Origin of the sequence: Flavobacterium psychraerolatum (assembly GCF_025960985.1) — a bacterium.
GTDB lineage: Bacteria > Bacteroidota > Bacteroidia > Flavobacteriales > Flavobacteriaceae > Flavobacterium.
In genome coordinates, this window is record NZ_JAOQMX010000018.1 from 1 (window position 1) to 21,517 (window position 21,517).

At 30.8% G+C, this 21,517-nt stretch carries 19 protein-coding genes and 1 pseudogene; 19 read left to right on the forward strand and 1 reads right to left on the reverse strand.

What is annotated here, in order from left to right; translation table 11 throughout:
* The 18 genes and pseudogenes from M2326_RS17630 to M2326_RS08480 all read left to right on the forward strand — a co-directional run.
* Nucleotides 1–92: pseudogene (locus M2326_RS17630) on the forward strand (IS200/IS605 family transposase); the annotation flags it as partial.
* 348 nt (nt 93–440) lie between these two features.
* Complete coding sequence (locus M2326_RS08400) at nt 441–2,870, forward strand: SLBB domain-containing protein (RefSeq protein WP_264619118.1); 2,430 nt, start codon at nt 441–443, stop codon at nt 2,868–2,870.
* 7 nt (nt 2,871–2,877) lie between these two features.
* On the forward strand, nt 2,878–3,939 hold the full coding sequence (locus tag M2326_RS08405) for a Wzz/FepE/Etk N-terminal domain-containing protein (RefSeq protein WP_264619119.1): 1,062 nt from the start codon (nt 2,878–2,880) through the stop codon (nt 3,937–3,939).
* Between the two features lie 326 nt (nt 3,940–4,265).
* Nucleotides 4,266–5,528: an oligosaccharide flippase family protein gene (locus M2326_RS08410; protein ID WP_264619120.1), complete on the forward strand. Its 1,263-nt coding sequence runs from the start codon at nt 4,266–4,268 to the stop codon at nt 5,526–5,528.
* Nucleotide 5,529: 1 nt separating this feature from the next.
* Nucleotides 5,530–6,714 (forward strand): O-antigen polymerase, encoded by a 1,185-nt coding sequence (locus M2326_RS08415; RefSeq protein WP_264619121.1) that lies wholly within the window; start codon nt 5,530–5,532, stop codon nt 6,712–6,714.
* Complete coding sequence (locus M2326_RS08420; protein ID WP_264619122.1) at nt 6,711–7,610, forward strand: glycosyltransferase family 2 protein; 900 nt, start codon at nt 6,711–6,713, stop codon at nt 7,608–7,610. Before M2326_RS08415 ends, M2326_RS08420 begins: the two co-directional genes overlap by 4 nt.
* 2 nt (nt 7,611–7,612) lie before the next feature.
* The gene (locus M2326_RS08425; RefSeq protein ID WP_264619123.1) at nt 7,613–8,506 is read left to right on the forward strand and encodes a glycosyltransferase family 2 protein; all 894 of its coding nucleotides are present in this window, start codon (nt 7,613–7,615) and stop codon (nt 8,504–8,506) included.
* Nucleotides 8,503–9,591: a glycosyltransferase gene (locus M2326_RS08430; protein ID WP_264619124.1), complete on the forward strand. Its 1,089-nt coding sequence runs from the start codon at nt 8,503–8,505 to the stop codon at nt 9,589–9,591. The genes M2326_RS08425 and M2326_RS08430 overlap by 4 nt, the downstream gene beginning before the upstream one ends.
* Nucleotides 9,584–10,735: a glycosyltransferase family 4 protein gene (locus M2326_RS08435; protein ID WP_264619125.1), complete on the forward strand. Its 1,152-nt coding sequence runs from the start codon at nt 9,584–9,586 to the stop codon at nt 10,733–10,735. Before M2326_RS08430 ends, M2326_RS08435 begins: the two co-directional genes overlap by 8 nt.
* Nucleotides 10,728–11,330 (forward strand): sugar transferase, encoded by a 603-nt coding sequence (locus tag M2326_RS08440; RefSeq protein WP_264619184.1) that lies wholly within the window; start codon nt 10,728–10,730, stop codon nt 11,328–11,330. The genes M2326_RS08435 and M2326_RS08440 overlap by 8 nt, the downstream gene beginning before the upstream one ends.
* 1 nt (nt 11,331) lies before the next feature.
* A complete protein-coding gene (locus tag M2326_RS08445) occupies nt 11,332–11,940 on the forward strand; it encodes an acetyltransferase (protein ID WP_264619126.1) in 609 nt (202 codons plus the stop codon).
* The gene (locus M2326_RS08450; RefSeq protein WP_264619127.1) at nt 11,933–13,078 is read left to right on the forward strand and encodes a DegT/DnrJ/EryC1/StrS family aminotransferase; all 1,146 of its coding nucleotides are present in this window, start codon (nt 11,933–11,935) and stop codon (nt 13,076–13,078) included. Before M2326_RS08445 ends, M2326_RS08450 begins: the two co-directional genes overlap by 8 nt.
* A gap of 112 nt (nt 13,079–13,190) precedes the next feature.
* Entirely contained in the window at nt 13,191–13,871 is a 681-nt protein-coding gene (locus M2326_RS08455) for an alkanesulfonate monooxygenase (protein ID WP_264619128.1), read from the forward strand.
* Nucleotides 13,868–14,890 carry a hypothetical protein gene (locus M2326_RS08460; RefSeq protein WP_264619129.1) on the forward strand — a complete coding sequence of 341 codons (1,023 nt, stop codon included), beginning with the start codon at nt 13,868–13,870 and terminating at the stop codon, nt 14,888–14,890. The genes M2326_RS08455 and M2326_RS08460 overlap by 4 nt, the downstream gene beginning before the upstream one ends.
* A gap of 44 nt (nt 14,891–14,934) precedes the next feature.
* Nucleotides 14,935–15,483: a dTDP-4-dehydrorhamnose 3,5-epimerase gene (rfbC, locus tag M2326_RS08465; RefSeq protein WP_264619130.1), complete on the forward strand. Its 549-nt coding sequence runs from the start codon at nt 14,935–14,937 to the stop codon at nt 15,481–15,483.
* On the forward strand, nt 15,483–16,340 hold the full coding sequence (rfbD, locus tag M2326_RS08470; protein ID WP_264619131.1) for a dTDP-4-dehydrorhamnose reductase: 858 nt from the start codon (nt 15,483–15,485) through the stop codon (nt 16,338–16,340). The genes rfbC and rfbD overlap by 1 nt, the downstream gene beginning before the upstream one ends.
* A 70-nt stretch (nt 16,341–16,410) precedes the next feature.
* Nucleotides 16,411–17,277: a glucose-1-phosphate thymidylyltransferase RfbA gene (gene rfbA, locus M2326_RS08475; RefSeq protein WP_264619132.1), complete on the forward strand. Its 867-nt coding sequence runs from the start codon at nt 16,411–16,413 to the stop codon at nt 17,275–17,277.
* Between the two features lie 149 nt (nt 17,278–17,426).
* A complete protein-coding gene (locus M2326_RS08480; RefSeq protein WP_264619133.1) occupies nt 17,427–19,379 on the forward strand; it encodes a polysaccharide biosynthesis protein in 1,953 nt (650 codons plus the stop codon).
* 287 nt (nt 19,380–19,666) lie between these two features.
* On the opposite strand, the gene M2326_RS08485 is transcribed toward M2326_RS08480, so the two are convergent.
* Nucleotides 19,667–20,407, reverse strand: a complete 741-nt coding sequence (locus tag M2326_RS08485) for a tyrosine-protein phosphatase (RefSeq protein WP_264619134.1) — start codon at nt 20,405–20,407, stop codon at nt 19,667–19,669.
* Between the two features lie 164 nt (nt 20,408–20,571).
* Between M2326_RS08485 and M2326_RS08490 the strand changes: the two genes are divergently transcribed.
* Nucleotides 20,572–21,441, forward strand: coding sequence for an ABC transporter permease (locus M2326_RS08490; RefSeq protein ID WP_264619135.1), 870 nt, complete (start codon nt 20,572–20,574; stop codon nt 21,439–21,441).
* The last annotated feature ends 76 nt before the right edge of the window (nt 21,442–21,517 follow it).

The window sequence follows — 21,517 nt, forward strand, 5'->3', positions numbered from 1 at the left end:
GTAATATTACAGATGAAATGGTAAATCAATATTTGGAACATCATCGAAGCCCGAATGAAAGTAATAATGATAACTTCATAATTGAAGACTAGCAACATGCAGACTTTAAGTCTGACAACCAAATCTATGGACTTTAAGTCCATAGTGGTTTAGTTCGATAAGCTTTTTTTATTAGGTATTATCAGTTTTAAGGTTTTATTTGTTCAGCTCTTCTAGATTATAGATTGTTTAGAGAACAGCTGTATTTTAATTAATCTATGTTTATGTACTTCATTTGAGTTTCTTTATTTAGAAAGAAATAGTAAGGAATTATTCCTTTTTTTGATTAAGTTTGCAGAATTATCCAGCTTGTCCAATCCACCAAAAATGGGATTTAGGATTGCGAAGCGATGGAAGGAAATGAAGAATGATTTTATTTAGTGTCTATTATAATGTTTGATATGAAGAAGTTAGCTACAGTGGTTCTGGTAATGTTTTTAAGTTTATTGCCCTTGACCTCAATGGCACAAGACTTATTAAAAGGAAATGACCTTAGTGCAGTAAAAGTCGATAACTTGAAAGATGCCGATATTTCAAAGCTTCAAAGTCAGTTGCTTTCTAATAATATGACAATTGATCAAGTAGAGCAAATGGCGATAGCAAAAGGCATGTCTCCCTTAGAATTTTCAAAATTAAAGGCACGTATGAGTACTTTGGCTTCAGTTTCAACAGAAGGAAGTACTAATGATAAAGCTGTTCCGGGTAGAAAGCAAGATAAGATTGTTAATGCTAAAAAGGACTTCGTAACTGGCGGAGATATGACAATATTTGGTTCTGATCTTTTTGATAGTGGCAGTCTTAATTTTGAACCCAATTTAAAACTAGCTACACCTGTGAATTATATTCTAGGACCAGGTGATGAGTTAGCCGTTAGTGTATATGGAGTACAAGAATATAACGGAAATCTACCTGTAAGTGTTGAAGGTAAAATTAATGTTCCTTATGTTGGTCAGATTTCGGTATTCGGAATGACCATAGAAGCAGCAACTCAAAAAATAAAAAATTCGCTTGCGTCGATTTATAGTACGATTAATTCAGGGCAGTCAAATGTAAGTGTTAGTTTAGGGAGTATTAGAACTATAAAAGTAACTATTATCGGTAGTAAACAACCTGGAAATTATTCCGTTTCTTCCCTGTCGTCAGTTTATAATGCGTTATTTATGGGTGGCGGGCCAGGGATTAATGGCTCTTATCGAAATATAGAATTATTACGCAATAATAAAGTAATTAGGATAATTGATATTTACAATTTTTTATTGAACGGTAATCAATCTGATAATGTAGGTTTGAAGGACAATGATGTCATTCGTATACCATCATATACAAGCAGAGTAACGGTCGAAGGAGAAGTTAAACGTCCAGGTATATTTGAAATGAAGGCTGGAGAAACGTTTAAAGATCTTTTGTCATTTGCTTCTGGTTTTAATGAGTTAGCTTATAAAGGTTCAGTTAATGTTACCCAAAAAACAGGAACAGAATTTAAAGTTAAGGATATTAAGGCTATTGATTTTGATTCTTACAAACCACTTTCTGGAGATGTCTATCGTATTACTAAAATATTAAATCGTTTTGAAAATCGTATTGAGGTACGGGGGGCAGTTTTTAGACCAGACACGTATTCGTTTTATGAGGGAATGAGAATTTCTAATTTGATTGCTAAGGCAGATGGTTTAAAAGAAGATGCTTATGCAAAAAGAGCAAGAATAATACGTTTAAAACCTGATTTAACTACTGAGATTGTACAAGTTAATTTGGTTGAAGCCTTAAACGGAAATGCCGAAGAAGATATTTTATTGAAAAAAGAAGATATTGTAACCGTTTATTCTGTACTTGATTTTGTAGACGAATTTAAAGTAACGGTAGATGGTGAGATTCGCAGTCCGGGTGAATATAATTTTTACGAAAATCTAAGTTTAAATGATTTATTGATTCAAGCGGGTGGTTTAACAGGGTCAGCTTCTAAAAGAGTCGAGATTGCTCGTATGATTAAGGCTGAAGAAATTGATAACGCTAACTTAAGCAAAGCCGAATTGTTTAACTTGGAAATTACGCCAGAGAATAATGAACAGGTTAAAAATTTTAAATTGGAACCTTACGATGTGATCAGCATCCGTAGAATGGGTGTGTATGAGAGACCAGAGTCCGTGACTGTTAGTGGATCAGTAAGTTATCCAGGTAAATATGTTTTAGCATCTAAGAAGGAAAAAGTATTTGATGTTATCACACGTTCGGGTGGATTAACTGCTTTAGCCAATAACGAAGGTGTTAAAATTAAGAGGCCGATCCAGCAAGCTCAAATAGAGGATTTGAAAGCAGTCAATTTTAGTATTGCTAAAAGAGATAATGATACAATTAATACTAAAGTCGTAGACAAATTAGTAAATGAAGTTAAGTATTTAACTATACCAATTGACTGGAAGCGTATTTTAAAAAATCAAAACGATTTGGCAAACGTTTCTTTAATGGCTGGCGATGAAATTATAGTTGAAAAATTTGCGGAAGGCGTAAAAGTGGCCGGGAATATTCTTTTGACTTCTGAAATACCTTATGTAAAAGGTAAAGGATTCAAATATTATTTGAGCTCGGCAGGAGGCATAGATGCAAAGGGATGGAAAAGAAAAGCCTATATAATCTATCCAAATGGTCGTGCTGATGTTGCTTCTCATTTCTTATTCTTCAATTCTTTTCCTAAGGTAAGTCCAGGTTCTCAGATTGTCATTCCTGAGAAACCTATTAGTAAAAAAATGACGACAGCCGAAATTGTTAGTGTGGGGTCTATTTTCGTGAGTATTGCCGGAATAATATCAACTTTTTTATTGTTAAATAGATAAAAAATAAATGGAAGCGAAAAAAATTAATGACGAAATTTCTTTAAAAGAGTTAGTTGTAATAGGAAAAGAGTGGTGTAATTATCTATTATCCCAATGGAAAATTATTGTAATTACAGGTTTAATTGGGGCTGTTTTAGGAATTACCTATTCTCTTATTAAGAAACCAGTATATATGGCAACATTATCTTTCGCAGTAGAGTCTGAAAAAAATGGAGGAATGAGTGGGGCATTAGGTTTAGCGAGTTCTTTTGGTTTTGATTTAGGAGGAAGTGGCGGTGGGATATTCGAAGGTTCCAATTTGACTGAATTATTTAAGTCGAGAAAGATGGTCGAACAAACCTTGTTAACTCCAGTTATTTATAAAGGAAAAATAATCTCTTTGGCTGAAATGTACATTCAAAATAATGAGTGGAGAGAAGGATGGGAAGAAAAACCTAAACTAAAAAATGCTTTTTTTTTACCTGATGCGGATCGAAAGTCATATACACGAGTTCAAGATAGTATTTTAGGTGTTATTTATGATAATTTATCCAAAAGTGCTTTAACTGTTGGTCAAAGAGATAAAAAAATTGATGTCATTAGTATTGATGTAGCATCGACTAATGAGTTGTTTGCTAAATATTTCTGTGAAGCATTGGCGAAAAAAGTGTCTGATTTTTATATTGAAACTAAAAGCAAAAAGTCACGAGAGAATATGTCAATTTTAGAAAGACAAACTGATTCTATTCGAGTGGAATTAAATGGAGCAATAACAGGTGTTGCAGTGGCTAATGATAATACTTTTGGTTTGAATCCTGCCTTAAACGTGAGACGGACGCCATCCGCAAGAAGGCAAGTAGACGTACAAGCGAATACAGCCATTTTAACGGAATTGGTAAAGCAAACGGAGATGGCTAAAGTGACTTTGCGGAAAGACACGCCTTTAATTCAGGTCATAGATAAACCTATATTACCATTGAAAAATGATCGATTTGGTAAAGCTAAAGGGATTTTGTTTGGTGGTTTTTTGGCTGGATTTATTACTTTACTGTTTTTGATTATTAGAAGGATATTGAAGCAACTTCTTTAAATTAAACATAACTAAATAATAATATTTTGTCAATCGATTTGTTATAATAATAAACAAGTTGAAAAATTAATGAAGCCATTTTTTATAATTGCCTTTTAGCCAGGCCACGGATAAAGAGAAAAGCTTTAGATAAGAATTAATTGCTTAAAAAAGGCAAATGGTCTTGTCTACAAAAGAACTCAATGTTTTCGAGTAGAAGTGTTATAATTCGAATAGTAAATAAAGAATTCTTAAAAAATTGTAGGTGATTAGATATTGTTGTAGTTAGTTCATTTTTTTTGAAACAGATTAATAATTATTTTATTGTAAAAGCTCATTTTTAAAATATGATAAAAGACATAAAGGATTTAGCTTTAAATTCATTTTATTTATACTTAATTCAGGGGCTAAATTACCTATTGCCACTTCTAAGTTTACCATTTTTATTAAATGTATTATCTAAAGAGTCTTTTGGGATTTATATTTACGCGCTTTCATTTTCACAATTTGCAATTTTATTAATAGATTTTGGGTTTAATATTTCTGTAACAAAAAAAATCACTCTATTACAAAATGAATCTGATGAAATAAATAGAGTCTACTGGTCTATCACCTTTGTTAAATTTTTATTTTTTTTAATTAGTTCAGTAATTTGTGCAATAGTCGTTTTTTTATTTCCTTATTTAGAAATTTACAGAACAGGAATTTTTATAGCTTTTATTTCGTTAATAGGTTCTGTTTTTTTTCCTATATGGTGGTTTCAAGGACTAAATAAAATGCGTACACTGAGTATTATTAATGCTTTCTCAAAGCTACTTACTTATCCTTTTCTTTTTCTATTTGTAAAACAAGCAACAGATCATAGTTTAGCTATTTTCATACAATCATCAAGTGTCCTATTAGCTGGACTTTTATCTGTTGTTTTTATAAATATTAAATATAAATATTACAAAAAATTTTCTTTTTCTTTTTTTAAATTAACTATTCTGAAAGAAGAAATTAAAGAAGCTTGGCCTATTTTTTTATCTAATTCTGCGATTAGTCTTTATACGAATAGTTTAACTGTGATTTTAGGTTTTTACACAACTGCTGCATATGTCGGTTTATTTGGAGCTATTGAACGTATCATACGAGTAATATGTTTTGGCGTATTTGGTCCTGTTAGCCAAGCGAGTTTTCCGGTTATTGCGCGTTTTGCTGTAATTGATTTTAATAAAGCCAAATACGTTTTTCGACTTGTTTTTTATGGTTTACTTTTCTTAATGTGTTTTGCATGTGTTGGTTTTGTACTTATTGAAGATTTTATAATTCATAAATTTTTTGCAAGCTATCCTAATGTAAAATTTCTTTTGAGGATCTCAATATTGACTATAATACCTATCGCATTGGGAGGGGCTTGTGGTCAATTAGGTCTGTTAGCCCTAGGGAATATGGAACAAAAAAAAGTATTTTCAAATATTTACGTTTCTGTAGGTATTTGTTCTATACCGGTTAGTTTATTTTCTATCTATTTTTTTAAAGTAGAAGGAGCCATATTTAGCATGATGTTAGTTGAGTTAATTATATTTTTGTTAATGTATTTTTATGTAAAAAAATATAACTTTTTATAACATGGGTTTATTTTTATCACTGTTGTTTTTTCTTTTTTCTTTTATTTGTTATCGAATAAATAAAAGTATTTTAAGTCCTATTTTTATTACACCTTTTTTGTGGGCTATTTTATTGCTTTTATTCCATATAATTCCTCACACGCTATATTCATTACAGTTCCAATTTCTTTTTGCCATTTTTTTGTGGGTTTCTTTTTTTATAGTTGGAGGATTGATTATGAATTTTGTTTTAGAGCACACTTCTAATTTTATTGAAAACTTTGCAAATAGAAAAATCTTAAATCTTTATTTTTGGATTACTTTAGTTGGGGCACCTCTAATGATATTTTCTTTGGTTTCGCAAGCGATTTCTTCTGGTCCTCAGTTCTTTTTTTTAACTTTAAGAAGTTTAAATACAGGTACTGAGACAACAGATACAACTTTTCCAGTCTTAGGTTTTATATTTAATTTTGGTTATGCGGCACTTCTTCTATATATACAAAATTATGGTAAATCAAGAAAGAGTGGTAAGACAAAATTAATTGTTTTAATATTTTTAAATGTATTATTAAGTATTGTTACTGTTTCGCGTAGTAGTTTTTTGTTTCTTACATTGGCTATTTTTATTGTATTGTATTTTAAAGGGAAAATAAAAAAGAAACATTATTATTATGGTATCGGTCTATTGGGCTTTCTTCTTTTTTTGATTACTTTCTTAAGGTCAATAGCTGATACTGAATTAGGAAAAGAGAGCAGTTTGTCTAATACAATATCTATTTATCTTTTTGCCGGCATGCCTGCTTTTGATACCATTAGTTCTTTGTATCGTCAAGGTTTTGGAGAAAATACATTTCGTTTTTTTTATGCAGTATTGCATTCAATAGGATTCCCTGTTGAAGTAAAGCCCACAATATTAGAGTATGCAAATGTACCTGTTCTTACTAATGTGTATACTGTAATGTATGGTTTTTTTAGAGATTTTGGCATGATAGGGGTTGCTGCGTTTGGTAGTTTTTATGGTAGTTTTTTTCAATTTTTTTATAAGTTTTCAAAGAAGAATAATCAAATTGCTCAGTTGCTTTTTGCTTATTTATTTTCTATGTTATTGATGCAATTTTTTGGAGAATATTTATTTTCTAATTTATCCACTTTTTTTCAAATGTTTATTTTTTTTTCTATACCTTTTTTTTTAAAATTTAAAATATGACAGTAGATATTCTTTTAGCAACCTACAATGGAGCTAAGTATGTAGAAGCACAGATTCATTCTATTATCTCACAATCTCATAAAGATTGGCGTTTGGTTATACATGATGACGGGTCAAAAGATAATACCGTTACTATAATTAAAAAATTTTCTGCCGTTGATTCAAGAATTATGCTTGTTGATGATGGTGTCAGTTTTGGAAATGCAGGTCAGAATTTTATGTACTTGCTTCAGTTTTCTTCCGCTGATTACATTATGTTTTGTGATCAAGATGATATTTGGTTTGATAATAAATTAGATGTATTATATCAAGAAATTAAAAATAAAGAGTTTCCGTGTGCTGTTTATTGTAATGCGGATGCCTATGATGGGAGTAAAGTAGTTAGTAAAAATATTACCTTATTTCATCGAAGTACTTTGGAGAATAGTCTTTTCCTAAATAGTGGTGTTCAAGGTTGCTCTTTAATGTTTAATAGGAAATTATTAAATTGCTTAAAAGAATTTCCTAATTACGTTTACATGCATGATCACCTTATAACTATTGCATCAGTAACTTTTGGTAAGCTTTTTCATATTGATGATTCTTTGATGTTGTATAGGCAACATGATAGTAATGTAACAGGTAATATTAATAATAGTTTGTTAAGCAGAATGAAACAGTTTTTATTCACTCGAAATTCTGTAATTGATAAGAAACATTATGAGGCTAACTTGTCTTTTTTTGAAAAATATTCTCCAGTTATTTCTCGTAAAAACAAAGAAATCTTCAATGCGTATTTTGCCTATCCAAAAAAGAATCGCTTGGAAAGATTAGGAATCATTTTAAAATATCAATTTGTTATTGGTAATCATTATTCTATATTATTTGTAAAAACATTATTAAGAAAACCAATATAATTATGCTGTTATCTATAGTTACTGCTACATACAATAGAGCGTATTGTTTGTCAAATATATATATTAGTCTTTTAACGAATTCAAGAGCTGATTTTGAGTGGATTATTGTTGATGATGGATCAACAGATGGTACTGAATCTTTAATTCAGGAATGGATTATTGAAAATAAAATAAATATAAGATATGTAAAACAAGTCAATGGAGGAAAAACAAGAGCTATTTTCAGGGGGTTTCAAGAAAATCTTAAAGGTGATTTTACTCTTGTTCTAGATTCAGATGATTTTTTAGAATATTCTCTTCTAAATAAAATTAGAGAAGAACTGTTAAACTTAGATTATAATTGTATTGGTGTTATTGGATTAAAATCTGATTTAAGTGGTAAGCTAATAGGAAGTGAATTTCCATGTAAACAGTCATCGTACATAAATTTATATTACGGAAAAAATTTAGTTTTAGGTGACAAACTTTTTATAATAAAAACGGATTTATATGTAAATAGTTATAGTTTACCATATGATAATGAGAAGTTTATGCCTGATAATGTACCTTATATTAATTTAAATCATTTAGGGTTGTTTAACTGTATGAATATTATATTTTATAGAGGGGATTATTTAAAAGATGGTATGACAGCAAATGTTATGAAAATGGCAATGAATAATATAAAAGGATTTATTTATGAAAAAAAAATTCTTCAAAAACAAAAATTATATTTTAGAATCAAAGTTTTAAATAACGTGAAATTTATTCATTATTCATTAATTGACAGACAGCCCTTTAAGGTAATTGTTAATAATTCGGATAATATTATTTTTACTATTCTTCTATATATACCAACCTTTATACTCACAAAGAAATATAGATTAGAGACATTAAAGTATAAGAATAATATATGAAAATTCTGCAAGTAATCAATAGTCTAGCAATGGGCGGTGCTGAAAAGCTTCTGTTAGAATCAATCCCTAAGTATAAAGAAAATGGTTTAGAGGTCGATTTATTGTTATTAAACGGTATCAGTTATCCTTTTTTGGAAGAGTTAAAAAACTTAAATTGTTGTAATATTTATATATTAGGTAAATTATCTGTATATAACCCGTTACTTATATTTAAAATTATTCCTTACTTAAAGAAGTATAATCTTATTCATGTTCATCTTTTTCCAGCTCAATATTGGGTTGTTCTTGCAAAAATTTTTAGTTTTTCCAGAACTAAACTGATTTTTACTGAGCACAGTACTTCCAATAAAAGAATGCAAAACCTGTTATTTAAGCCTATTGAGAAATTTATATATTTTTTCTATATTAAAATTATTTGTATTACTGATGACGTTAAGAAGATACTTATTTCTCATACTGGTAACAAAGAGTCAAAATTTATAGTAATTTACAATGGTGTAAATATTGATAAATTTAAATCAGCAAAGGTTTTGCCGTTGAGTGAAATACATAATTCTTTGAAGGAAGAGGATTTATTAATTATTCAAGTGGCAGGATTTAGAGAGGAAAAAGATCAAAAAACAGTTATTAGGTCTATGTCATATCTAGAAAAGAATGTTAAATTGCTCCTAGTAGGCGATGGCATTATGAAAAAGGATTGTGAGTTGCTTGTACAAGAAAATATGTTAGAGGAGCGTGTTTTATTCCTTGGAGCTAGATCTGACGTTGCGAATTTATTAAAATCAGTTGACATTTCTGTAGTTAGTTCTCATTGGGAGGGCTTTGGCTTAGTTGCAGTAGAGGGTATGGCTTCAGGAATACCTGTTGTTGCATCTAACGTCAGAGGCCTATCGAAGGTAGTTGATGGAGCCGGTGTATTATTTAGTAAGGGTGATCATCGGCAATTAACTAAGTGTATAAATAGTTTACTTGAAAATAAGGAAAATTATAATGAAATTGTTGAAAAAGGATTTGAACGCGCTAAAAAATACGACATTAATATAATGGTTGAAAAGACAATTAGTTTATATATGAAATATGTTTAAACCTAAGATTATAAGAACATCTACAGTAGCATTATCTCTGAATGTATTATTGAAGGGGCAATTATCTTTTTTAAATAAGTATTATGAAGTTATAGCTGTTTCAGGTGTGGATGAAAATTTAGAAGAAGTAGCTACGAGAGAAATGGTTAAAATATCTGATGTTAAAATGCATCGTACTATAAAACCGTTTAGTGATTTATGCTCTTTGTATAATCTTTATCGTCTCTTTCGTAAAGAAAAACCAATGATTGTTCACTCTATTACCCCTAAGGCAGGATTACTAAGTATGGTTGCTGCTAAACTTGCAGGTGTTCCTATTCGAATGCACACTTTTACAGGGTTGATTTTCCCTTCCAAAGGAGGGCTGATGAAAATTCTACTAATTAAGATGGATCAATTCCTTTGCCTTTGTGCTACGAATATATACCCAGAGGGTAAGGGTGTGGAAAAAGATTTAAAGTTATACAATATCACTCGCAAACCACTCAAAGTTTTAGCGAATGGAAATGTTAATGGTATCGATTCAAATTTTTATTCTCCTGAACATATAAATAGTAATCAAGATAATGAATTACGAAAATCTCTAAGTATTAAGGAGAATGATTTTGTCTATATTTTTGTAGGAAGGTTAGTAAAAGATAAAGGAATTAATGAATTAGTAAATGCTTTTTCGAAAGTCCCACTGGAAAATATAAAATTACTACTTGTAGGAGACGAAGAGAAAGATTTAGATCCTTTAAATGATTTTACTGTTGAGCAAATCAAAAACCACAGCAATATTATTGCTGTGGGCTTTCAAAAGGATGTTCGCCCCTACTTTAATATTAGTCATGCTTTAGTATTTCCAAGCTATCGAGAAGGGTTTCCCAATGTAGTCTTACAGGCAGGTGCTATGGGATTGCCCTGTATAGTGTCAAATATAAGTGGGTGTAATGAAATAATTATGGAGGGTATTAATGGTGCTATTATTCCTGTGAAAGACGAAGAGGCTATTTTAAATAAAATGATAGAATTTCAGGCAGATATAAAATATTATAATGCATTGAAAAATAATGCTAGAGAGATGGTTTTGTCTAGGTATGAACAAACATACGTGTGGGAATCTATATTAAACGAGTATAAACAGTTGATTAATGATGTATAAAATTGTTTTTAAAAGACTTATGGATTTTGTCGCTGCATTAATTGGTTTAATAGTTTTAAGTCCAGTTTTAGTTATAGTTTTAATTAGTCTGTATTTTGCAAATCAAGGGAAACCATTTTTCTTTCAGCTACGTCCGGGTCTTAATGGAGTTATTTTTAAAATTATTAAGTTTAGAACAATGAATGAGAAGAAAGATGCTTCGGGCAATCTTTTATCTGATGCCGAAAGACTTACAAGAATAGGTGCATTTGTACGAAAAACATCCCTTGATGAAATTCCACAACTGATAAATGTTTTAAAAGGCGATATGAGCTTAATAGGTCCTAGACCTTTATTACCGCAATATCTTTCATTATATAATGATTTTCAAAGTAGAAGGCACGAAGTAAAACCAGGAATTACAGGATGGGCACAAGTGAATGGCAGAAATGCTATTTCCTGGCAAAAAAAATTTGAATATGATGTGTGGTATGTTGATAATTTATCAATAGCAATAGATATGAAGATTTTTCTCATGACTATTAAAAAAGTATTTGTTAGTGAAGGTATAAACATGCAGGGGCAGGTAACTACCGAAGCATTTAAAGGAAATTAAAATGTACTTATTTGGAGGAAGCGGACACTGCAAAGTTATTATTGACATTATAAAAAAAAATAATTTATATGAGATTACGTCAATAATTGACGATAATCCCGTTTTGGATAAAATTTGTGGAATTGACATTGTTAGAAGGGTGAAATTTAATGAAGATGATTCACTTTTTATTTCAATAGGCGATAATAAGATAAGAAAAAAAATAAGTAATAAGTACACTAATGTTAATTATCCAATATTGATTCATTCTAATGCAGTCATAGGAATTAATGTTAGTATAGCTCGTGGTACGGTTATAATGGCTGGAGCTATTGTTAATTCAGATACAAGAATTGGTAAACAATGTATTATTAATACTAGTGCTGTCGTAGAACATGATAATATAATAGAAGACTTCGTCCATATATCTCCTAATGCTACTCTTGCAGGGAATGTAAGTGTTGGTGAAGGTACTCAAATAGGAATTGGAGCTTGTGTAATTCAAGGTTTGAAAATTGGCAAATGGTGTACAATTGGAGCCGGATCTGTCGTCCTGAAAGATGTACCCGACTTTGCTGTTGTAGTAGGAAATCCTAGTAAAATAATAAAATATAATAAAGAACATGAATAACTCAAAAATATGGCTTTCATCTCCACACATGGGAGGAAATGAACAAAAATTTGTACAAGAAGCTTTCGATACTAATTGGGTTGCACCTTTAGGACCTAATGTGAATGGTTTAGAAAATGATTTAGAAAATTATCTAGGTAGTGAAAGCTATGTTGGTGCTTTAAGTTCAGGAACTGCAGCGATACATTTAGGTTTGATTTTATTGGGTGTTAAAGCTGGCGATGAAGTAATTTGTCAAAGTATGACATTTTCAGCATCAGCAAATCCAATTTTATATTTAGGGGCAACGCCTGTTTTCATAGATAGTGAATCAGATACTTGGAATCTTTGTCCAATTGCCTTGGAAGAAGCAATTGTAGACAGAATTGCAAAGGGGAAAACACCCAAGGCAATAGTCGCAGTCCATTTATATGGTGTGCCATACAAAGTAGATGAAATTAATACTATTGCTAAAAAATACAATATTCCTGTACTCGAGGACAGTGCAGAAGCTTTAGGAAGTTCCTATAAAGGACAAAAGTGCGGTACTCTTGGTGATATAGGTGTATTGTCATTTAATGGTAATAAGATTATAACAACATCTGGAGGTGGGGCGATAGTCACAAAAAGCAAAGAATTAAAGGATAGAGCTGTTTTTTTTGCAACTCAATCTCGAGATGACGCACCTCATTATCAGCATAGCGAAATAGGATATAATTATCGAATGAGTAATATTTGCGCGGGTATTGGTCGTGGTCAAATGGAAGTGTTAGATAAGCACATAGCTTTACGTAGAGAAATGAATTCCTTTTATATTGATTTATTTAAAGATATTCATTTTGTGAAAGTTTTTCAAACTGATGAAGAGATTTCTTTTTCTAATTATTGGTTGAGTGCTATTGAAATAGTTCCCAATAATGAGTATGGGATTACGAGTGAAAGTCTTCGATTAGCGCTTGACGCTGCTAATATCGAATCTCGTCCGTTATGGAAGCCGATGCATTTGCAACCTATATTTTCCAATTATCCTTATTACGGATCTGACGTTAGTCAAAGATTGTTTGAAAATGGATTGTGTTTGCCGTCAGGTTCAAATTTATCTGATGAGGATAAAATAAGAATTAAAAAAGCTATAGTTAGATTTTTTGAAGAAAGATAAATTATCAGTATTTAAGAAATAAAATATCTCCTAGCTGATATGAAGTAAATGATAAATATTATACCAAGCTGAAATTGAATAACTTTATGTCCCAAGAACCGAATTTTTATGTATGTTTATTTTAGCTGCTGTAGCATATGCTCTTTCGATATTTATTGACGTTGCCGCATATCATTTTAAATATTATATACAGGATAATAAAAACACAAGACATCTGTTGTCTTTAATAAATATTTTTCAGTATTGCTCTCGTGGATTTATTTTGATATTTATACCGATTATGGCCTTTGTAACCGAATCTGTTAAAGATAAAAATGAAATATGGTTAATAACAATATTAGCACATTTTTCAGTAATAATAGTGTTATTGCCTCTTTATTCACATCAGTTTACGTTTGCTTTCTCTAAATTTGTGATTACAAAGTTAAATTTCTTTTTTGGTAAATCTAAGCCCATTAATTTGAAGCTAATTAATCGGCAGCCTATAGGGTTTAAGTTAACCGTTAGAAATTGTATTTTGTTTGTTACAAATTATATCGCAGGTTTTTTGTTTTCATTCAGTATTACTTTTTTGTATTATATAAGTTTTTCTTTTCCTCAGAAAGCCTTGACGCTTAGTTCGATGACGCAGGTTATCAACATGTTTGGATCTATTATTTTGATTATTTTCATTGATCCCAGAATTATGGGGGCAATAGATGATGGAGAAGGATTTGCAGAAATTAAGATATTGACAACTAGTCGAATTTTGGTACATATCACTTTATTTATTATTCTACTTTTATTAAAATGATATTTATTATTACTTTATTAACTTTTTTGTTTTACTACTTTGCAAGTTTGGCAGTTGATAAGCCGCGGAAACAACAGATATTTATTTTGTGTTTTATTAGTTCTTCAGTTGTTTTAAGAGATATAATAAATATTACTTTAAATAATGATTATTATTTATATTACAATTTTAAAATATTTCATAAGCCAGATGGCTTTCTCTCCTTTTTGATAAATGAACCTTATCTCTACTGCATTTATTCGATATTTAATAACTTTTTTGAATTAAAATCAGATGTCTTTTTAGCTATGTATTGGTTTAATTTTTTAATTAACACATCTTTTTTTATTTGGATATTGACAAGAAGAGATGTTGAAGTATTTAAAAAAATGATCCTATTTGTTCTTTATTATTTTGTTCTGGGATTTGTAGTGCTTAGAAATGGTCCAAGCTATATTTTATTTTCACTTTTTTTTTATTATACCTTTAGAGATTTCAAATTTAAATGGGTTTTATTGACTCCATTTATGCATATAAGTTCATGTGTGATACTCGTGACTTATTTTTATAGGAATAAATGGTATTATATAGTAACAATGCTTACACCCATAATACTAATTTTTCTTTTTTTCCTTTTCAGTAAGTTCTTACATTCCTTACCAGCTTTTGAATCTATTTTATTTAAAATTAACTATTATTCAAAAGGAATGAAGGCTATTGGTTTAGCACATAAAGTTTTCTTTATTTTTGTTTGTTGCTTGTTTTTGACAGGGGTTTTTTTGTATAAAGAAAGAATGAATCATCCCATACTTGTGACGACTATGCTTGTTTATACACTTTCATTTTTTATAAACCCTTCAGTAGCTCATCGTTTTTCGCCATATATACTTTTTGCATTACTATTAGCTCCATTTTCCTTTGCAAAAGGTAATGGCAAGGTGATAATAGTAAATCATTTGACTGTATTGTTATTTCCTGTGTTTTTATATTCACTTTTTTTAGCTCATAAAAATAGTTTATTTCTAGAATGGTTCAGTTAAATAATTTGGTTTCAAAATTTATCAATAAAAATTAAAATAATAATATGAACATAGAACAAACACCAATAAAAGACTTAGTAGTAATTACACCAGTTGTTTTTGAAGATGAAAGAGGCTATTTTATGGAATCTTATAATGAAAATAAATTAAAAGATTTAGGAGTAAATATAGATTTCGTACAAGACAATCAATCTTTTTCAAAAAGAGGAACGCTAAGAGGACTACATTATCAGAATCCTCCATTTGCTCAAACTAAATTAATTAGAGTATTGGAAGGAGAAATAATTGATGTTGCAGTAGATTTAAGAAAAGATTCCCCTACATTTGGTCAGTCTTTCAGTGTTAAGCTAACGTCTGAAAATAAAAAACAATTATTAGTGCCACAAGGTTTTGCTCATGGCTTCTCTGTAGTAAGTGAAACAGCATTGGTAATGTACAAATGTGATCAATATTATAATAAAGCCAGTGAAGGCGGAATTCGATTTGATGATGCTGAATTAAACATCGACTGGGGAATAGATTTGAAAGATGCAATTGTATCAGACAAAGATTTAGTTTTGCCAGATTTTAAAAATTGTAATAGCGAATTTTAATGCAAAAAATAGTAATCACTGGAGGAAATGGTCAATTAGGATCGGAATTAAAAGTTCTATCTAAACTATATTCACAATTTGACTGGGTTTTTACCGATTGGCAAGAACTAGACTTGTGTAATTTGGATGCTTTAGAAAAAAGTATTTCATCAATTAATCCTCAAATAATAATCAATTGTGCTGCACATACAGCGGTTGATAAAGCAGAATCTGAGGTTGAATTGTCGGATATACTTAATCATCAGTCCGTTGCGATCATGGCTAAATGGAGTTTTCAAAACAACTGTAAATTTCTTCATGTTTCAACAGATTATGTTTTCGATGGTAATTCTTCGATAGCATTAACCGAAGAAGCAGCAACGAATCCGATCAATGTATACGGGGTGACGAAATTAGCGGGAGAAAAAGCATGTTTAAAAAATAATCCTGATGCTATTATTATCAGAACATCATGGGTATACTCAAGTTTTGGAAATAATTTTGTGAAAACAATGTCACGCTTAATGCAAGAAAGAGATACGCTAAGTGTAGTAAACGATCAAATTGGGAGTCCAACATATGCTGCAGATTTGGCGGCTGCAATTATGACTATTATCGCGGGTACGAAATGGGAAGCTGGAATTTTTAATTTTTCAAATGAAGGCGAAATTAGTTGGTATCAATTTGCCTTGGCGATACAAGAAATCGGGAAATTTGACTGTGATGTAAGCGGAATACCGGGATCAAATTACCCAACACCTGCTAAAAGGCCTAGCTTTTCTTTATTGGATAAATCAAAAATTAAAACTACGTACGCTGTTTTAGTTCCTGATTATAAAGTGAGTTTAGCAAAATGCATGGCTATCTTAGAAAGTTAGAAGTTATTTAAGTACTTATTTATAGCAGTAAAAATATATTCATTATTTTTTAATGTAAAAACAAAATACTATGAAAGGAATTATATTAGCAGGAGGTTCAGGAACTCGATTGCATCCTTTAACACTTGCCATGAGCAAGCAAATGATGCCAGTTTATGATAAACCAATGATTTATTATCCACTTTCGACTTTAATGTCGGCTGGGATTAATGAAGTTTTAATTATTTCAACGCCACATGATTTACCAAATTTCAAGAAACTATTGGGAGATGGAAGTGCATTAGGATGCAAGTTTACTTATGCTGAGCAAGCCATACCAAATGGTTTAGCGCAAGCATTTGTAATTGGTGAGGATTTTATTGGTAAAGATAGTGTTGCTCTAGTCTTAGGAGATAATATTTTCTTTGGCTCAAATATGAAAGAGTTACTTCAAGCCAATAATAATCCAGAAGGTGGTGTAGTATTTGCTTACCATGTTTCGGATCCAGAACGTTATGGTGTTGTAGAGTTTGATAAAGATTTCACAGCAATGTCGATAGAAGAGAAACCTTTAAATCCAAAATCCAATTATGCAGTTCCGGGACTTTATTTCTACGATAATTCAGTAGTTGAAATAGCAAAAAATATTCAACCATCTGCACGAGGAGAATATGAAATTACAGATGTGAATAAGGTCTATTTGGAACAAGGGAAATTAAAGGTAGGTATCTTGAGTAGAGGAACCGCATGGTTGGATACGGGTACTTTTAATAGCCTTATGCAAGCTGGACAATTTGTTCAAGTTATAGAAGAAAGACAAGGACTTAAAATTGGTTGTATAGAAGAAATTGCTTGGCGCCAGGGATTCATCTCTGGTCAACAATTGCGTGATCTTGCCTTACCACTTGTTAAATCAGGATATGGAGAGTACTTGATAAGTCTTCTAAAACACAATTAGGGAGATGATTTTTCTGGGTAGTTGTTGAATAATAAGATAAGGTATTTCATTCTAATTATTGGAATTACTCCCTATAATTGATCAAATTGGTTAACTTAGTAAGTATTTAGTTAATTTTGATGCGTATATAATAATTAAATTAATAATTGATGAAAAAGTATTCAAGTTTAGAAAAAAAAATTACTAAACTTAGTCAGAGATTACATTTTGATAATTTAAGTTATCTACCAAGATGGATAATTGTAATTATCGATTTTGTGGTGCTTGTTGGTGCCTTTTTTATGACCTTTTTATTATTTAAAGGTATGGGATTGGATTATGTGAAAATGGATTCGATATTTCTATATTTCGGAACATTTCTATTAGTCAATCTTTTTTTCTTTTGGTTATTTAGAACGTATTCAGGAATTATAAGGCATTCATCTTATATTGATGCTGTAAAACTTTTGTTCTCACAGACTTCATTACTTATCGTTTTTATGTCATTTAATTATACACATTTGTTAATATATGGATATAAAGCATTTTTGAATACCTCCTTGTTTATCAACGTAGTGATCTCATTTTGTGGACTTTTTTTGTACAGAGTAATAGTGAAGCAAACGTTCGAATTATACTTTACTCATCAGAATAAAGATGGACTGACTAAAGCCATTATTTTTGGTGCAGATGCAAATGCAATATCAGTAGCTAATGCTTTGAAATTAGAATCTCCTTTACGTTTTAAAATTGTTGGTTTTATAGATAAAAATAAACAAAACGGAACCAAGCGAATTCTAGATTTACCGATTTTTGCTCAAAAGAAAAAAATTCCAACGGTATTGCGCAGTCAAGGCGCGCAAGGTTTAATTATCGCCGATAAAAGTTTGTCAAAACAAGAACAGATGACTATCGTGGATCAATGTTTAGAATACAATTTAAAAGTATTTACGGTCCCCGCAATTTCGGATTGGGAAAACCAAAAAGAAATTTCGAGAAAAGTGAAGAAAATTCAAATCGAAGATTTATTAAATAGAAACCCAATCGTACTTGATAACAGATTAATTTCTAGTCAATTAAAAGATAAGAATGTTTTAATCACTGGTGCAGCAGGTTCAATCGGTAGTGAGATTGCACGTCAGGTATTGGGGTTCTCTCCCAAGCGATTAATTATTTTGGACCAAGCAGAGACACCTTTACACAATTTAAATTTAGAAATTGAAATTTTAAAACCAAAATCTAAAATTAAATCGGTTATTGCAGATATTAGAAACAAAAAAAGTATAACCGCTGTTTTTGAAAAGTACAGCCCTCACGTTGTATTTCATGCTGCTGCGTACAAGCACGTTCCGTTGATGGAGAGCAATCCGAATCAGGCAATACAAACAAATGTGGAAGGAACTAAAAACTTAGCAGATCTTTCTTGTCAATTTGGAGTTCAGAAATTTGTTATGATTTCCACAGATAAGGCTGTCAACCCTAGCAATGTAATGGGGGCAAGTAAACGTATTGCAGAGAAATATGTGCAATCGTTACATTTGAAAAATCTAAGCTTGGGAGAAAGTACGACCAAATTTATTACTACTCGTTTTGGAAATGTTTTGGGTTCGAATGGATCTGTAGTACCACTTTTCACAAAACAAATTGCCGAAGGTGGCCCAATAACTATTACTCACCGAGATATCATCCGATATTTTATGACTATTCCTGAAGCCTGTCAATTGGTATTAGAAGCGGGTGCAATGGGGAATGGTGGCGAAATCTACATTTTTGATATGGGTAAACCGGTTAAAATTATTGATTTGGCGTACAAAATGATAAAATTAGCAGGATTCATACCAGACAAAGATATCGAAGTCAGGGAAATTGGACTTCGACCAGGAGAAAAACTATACGAAGAGTTGTTAAACGATACTGCAAAAACATTACCTACTTATCATGAAAAGATCATGATTGCAGAAGAAATTCAAGAAGAGTACGAAAATTTACATGTTTCAATTAATTGTTTGATCGATACTTCAAAAATATCAACTAAAGAAGAGATTGTAAGGATGATGAAACAAATCGTACCTGAATTCAAAAGTATGAATTCAGATTATGAACTGTTGGATATTAAAAATTAATAGTTTTAAATGTGACTGTAATTACACCTTACTTTAAATGAAACAATTAGTCAAAAAAGTTTATTGGAATTAATTTCAATAAACTTTTTTTGTTAATGGGGTATATTTTTAAGACTCTAGAATTCGAAAGTATTTTGGATAAGGTAATTCAACTTAAAAAAAAAACGGAACCTTTAGTTTGGTTCAGATATTTTAGATTGTAATTACTAACTAAATTTGCTGTTCTACTCAAGAAGTACAAAATGAAAATTGTGGTGATGTAGTTCAAAATGCCAATCAAATTCTAGTTATTCAAATGCAAAGAAGTTGTTATTGATGATTATTTCTTTTAGAGGACTAAGATCTTTTATTTTTACCCTTTCATTAAATGATTCGACGTGATTAGTATGATGCACATCAGATCCAACAAAATCGTACAATCCTCCTTGCAATAGTTCTTCGGCTACATTGGCTACTTGCTTACCATAATATCCTGTTACAGCCAAAAGATTTAATTGAAATTTACAACCAGCTTTTTTTAGTTTTCGATATTCGGCGGTATTGGTATGATAAAATAAATACCGCTCAGGATGTGCCAAAACCGGAATATATCCAGCTACTTGCAAATCAAATAGAATACTATACAATTGAATAGGAGCATTTATATAGGACATCTCAACTAATACATACTTATCTTTTAATGTTAGTAAGTTTTGATCTTGTACTAGGTGGGTGAAATTATCATCCATGAAATATTCGGCTGCTGCTTTGAAGGGTAATTCAAACTGATGCGCTTGCAATGCTGCGACAGTATTGTTTTTAGTAGTTATTATTTGCTCACTCGTATTTTCCCAGACATGTTGAATAATGTGCGGAGTGGTAATAAATTGTGAGAATCCTATTGTTCTTAAGGCTGCGGTCATTGCCAGAGTATTCTCGATTGAGGTAGATCCATCATCTAAACTTGGTAAGAGGTGAGAGTGAATATCGATATAATTGTCTGGAATTAAATCTTTTAAGGTAGGTTTTTTTTTCGAAAAGAAAAGCATGAGGTCTTTTTTATATTACAGTACAAAGTACGTTATTTTTCAGCAATACTTAAGGTATTCGACTGTTATTCCTTTAAAGAAATAAGTATATTTGTATGTGACAAGCAAAATCACATTCACTCTGTAGCGCTATTAGCATGCAATTTGAATAATTAATCTAGTTAATGAATCCTAAAGAAAATAATACCAGCCCTTGGTTGTTTGAGATCAAGCCCAAGAGTAGCTTTTTTACCTTAAACCTGAAAGAAATTTGGCAATACCGTGATCTACTTTACTTATTTGTACGTCGTGATGTTGTAACAGTTTACAAACAAACCATTCTGGGGCCGCTTTGGTATTTGATTCAGCCTTTATTTACCTCGGTAACTTTTACAATTGTTTTTAATAATCTAGCTGGCATAAGTACGGGGGCTGTGCCTTCTTTTTTGTTTAATTTGGGCAGTATTACAATTTGGAATTACTTTTCGTCTTGTCTTACAGGAACCTCAAATACGTTTGCGACAAATGCAGGGATTTTCGGAAAGGTTTATTTTCCAAGAATAATTGCGCCTTTGACAACTGTCATTTCAAATTTAGCACGATTCGTCATTCAATTGTTGATATTTTTTGGTTTTTTCATTTATTTTTATTGGAAAGGAGCCCAAATTAGTTTTAACCAATGGTCTATTTTACTACCGATTGTAATTATAGTAATGGGAGTTTTGGGATTGGGATTAGGAATGATAATCTCATCAATGGTAACAAAATATCGAGACTTGAACTATTTAATTACTTTTGGGATTCAGCTATTAATGTATGTATCGGGGGTTTTTTATCCCATGAGTTTAATTCAATCTAAAATGCCAGAGTATGCATGGATAATACAATACAATCCTGTTGCGTACATAATTGAAACTTCACGATATATGTTGATGAGCGTTGGAGAATTACCCTTGTTAGGTATGGTTTACACAACAGTTGTAACGATTGTTGTTTTTCTAGTTGGAATACTACTTTTTAATAGAACAGAAAAGAATTTTATAGATACTATTTAAGTTTTCTTTGGATTGATTAAGATAAGTTTATTAATCGCAATTGCTAGTAGAGTAAGTCAAGAACCTTATTTTACGT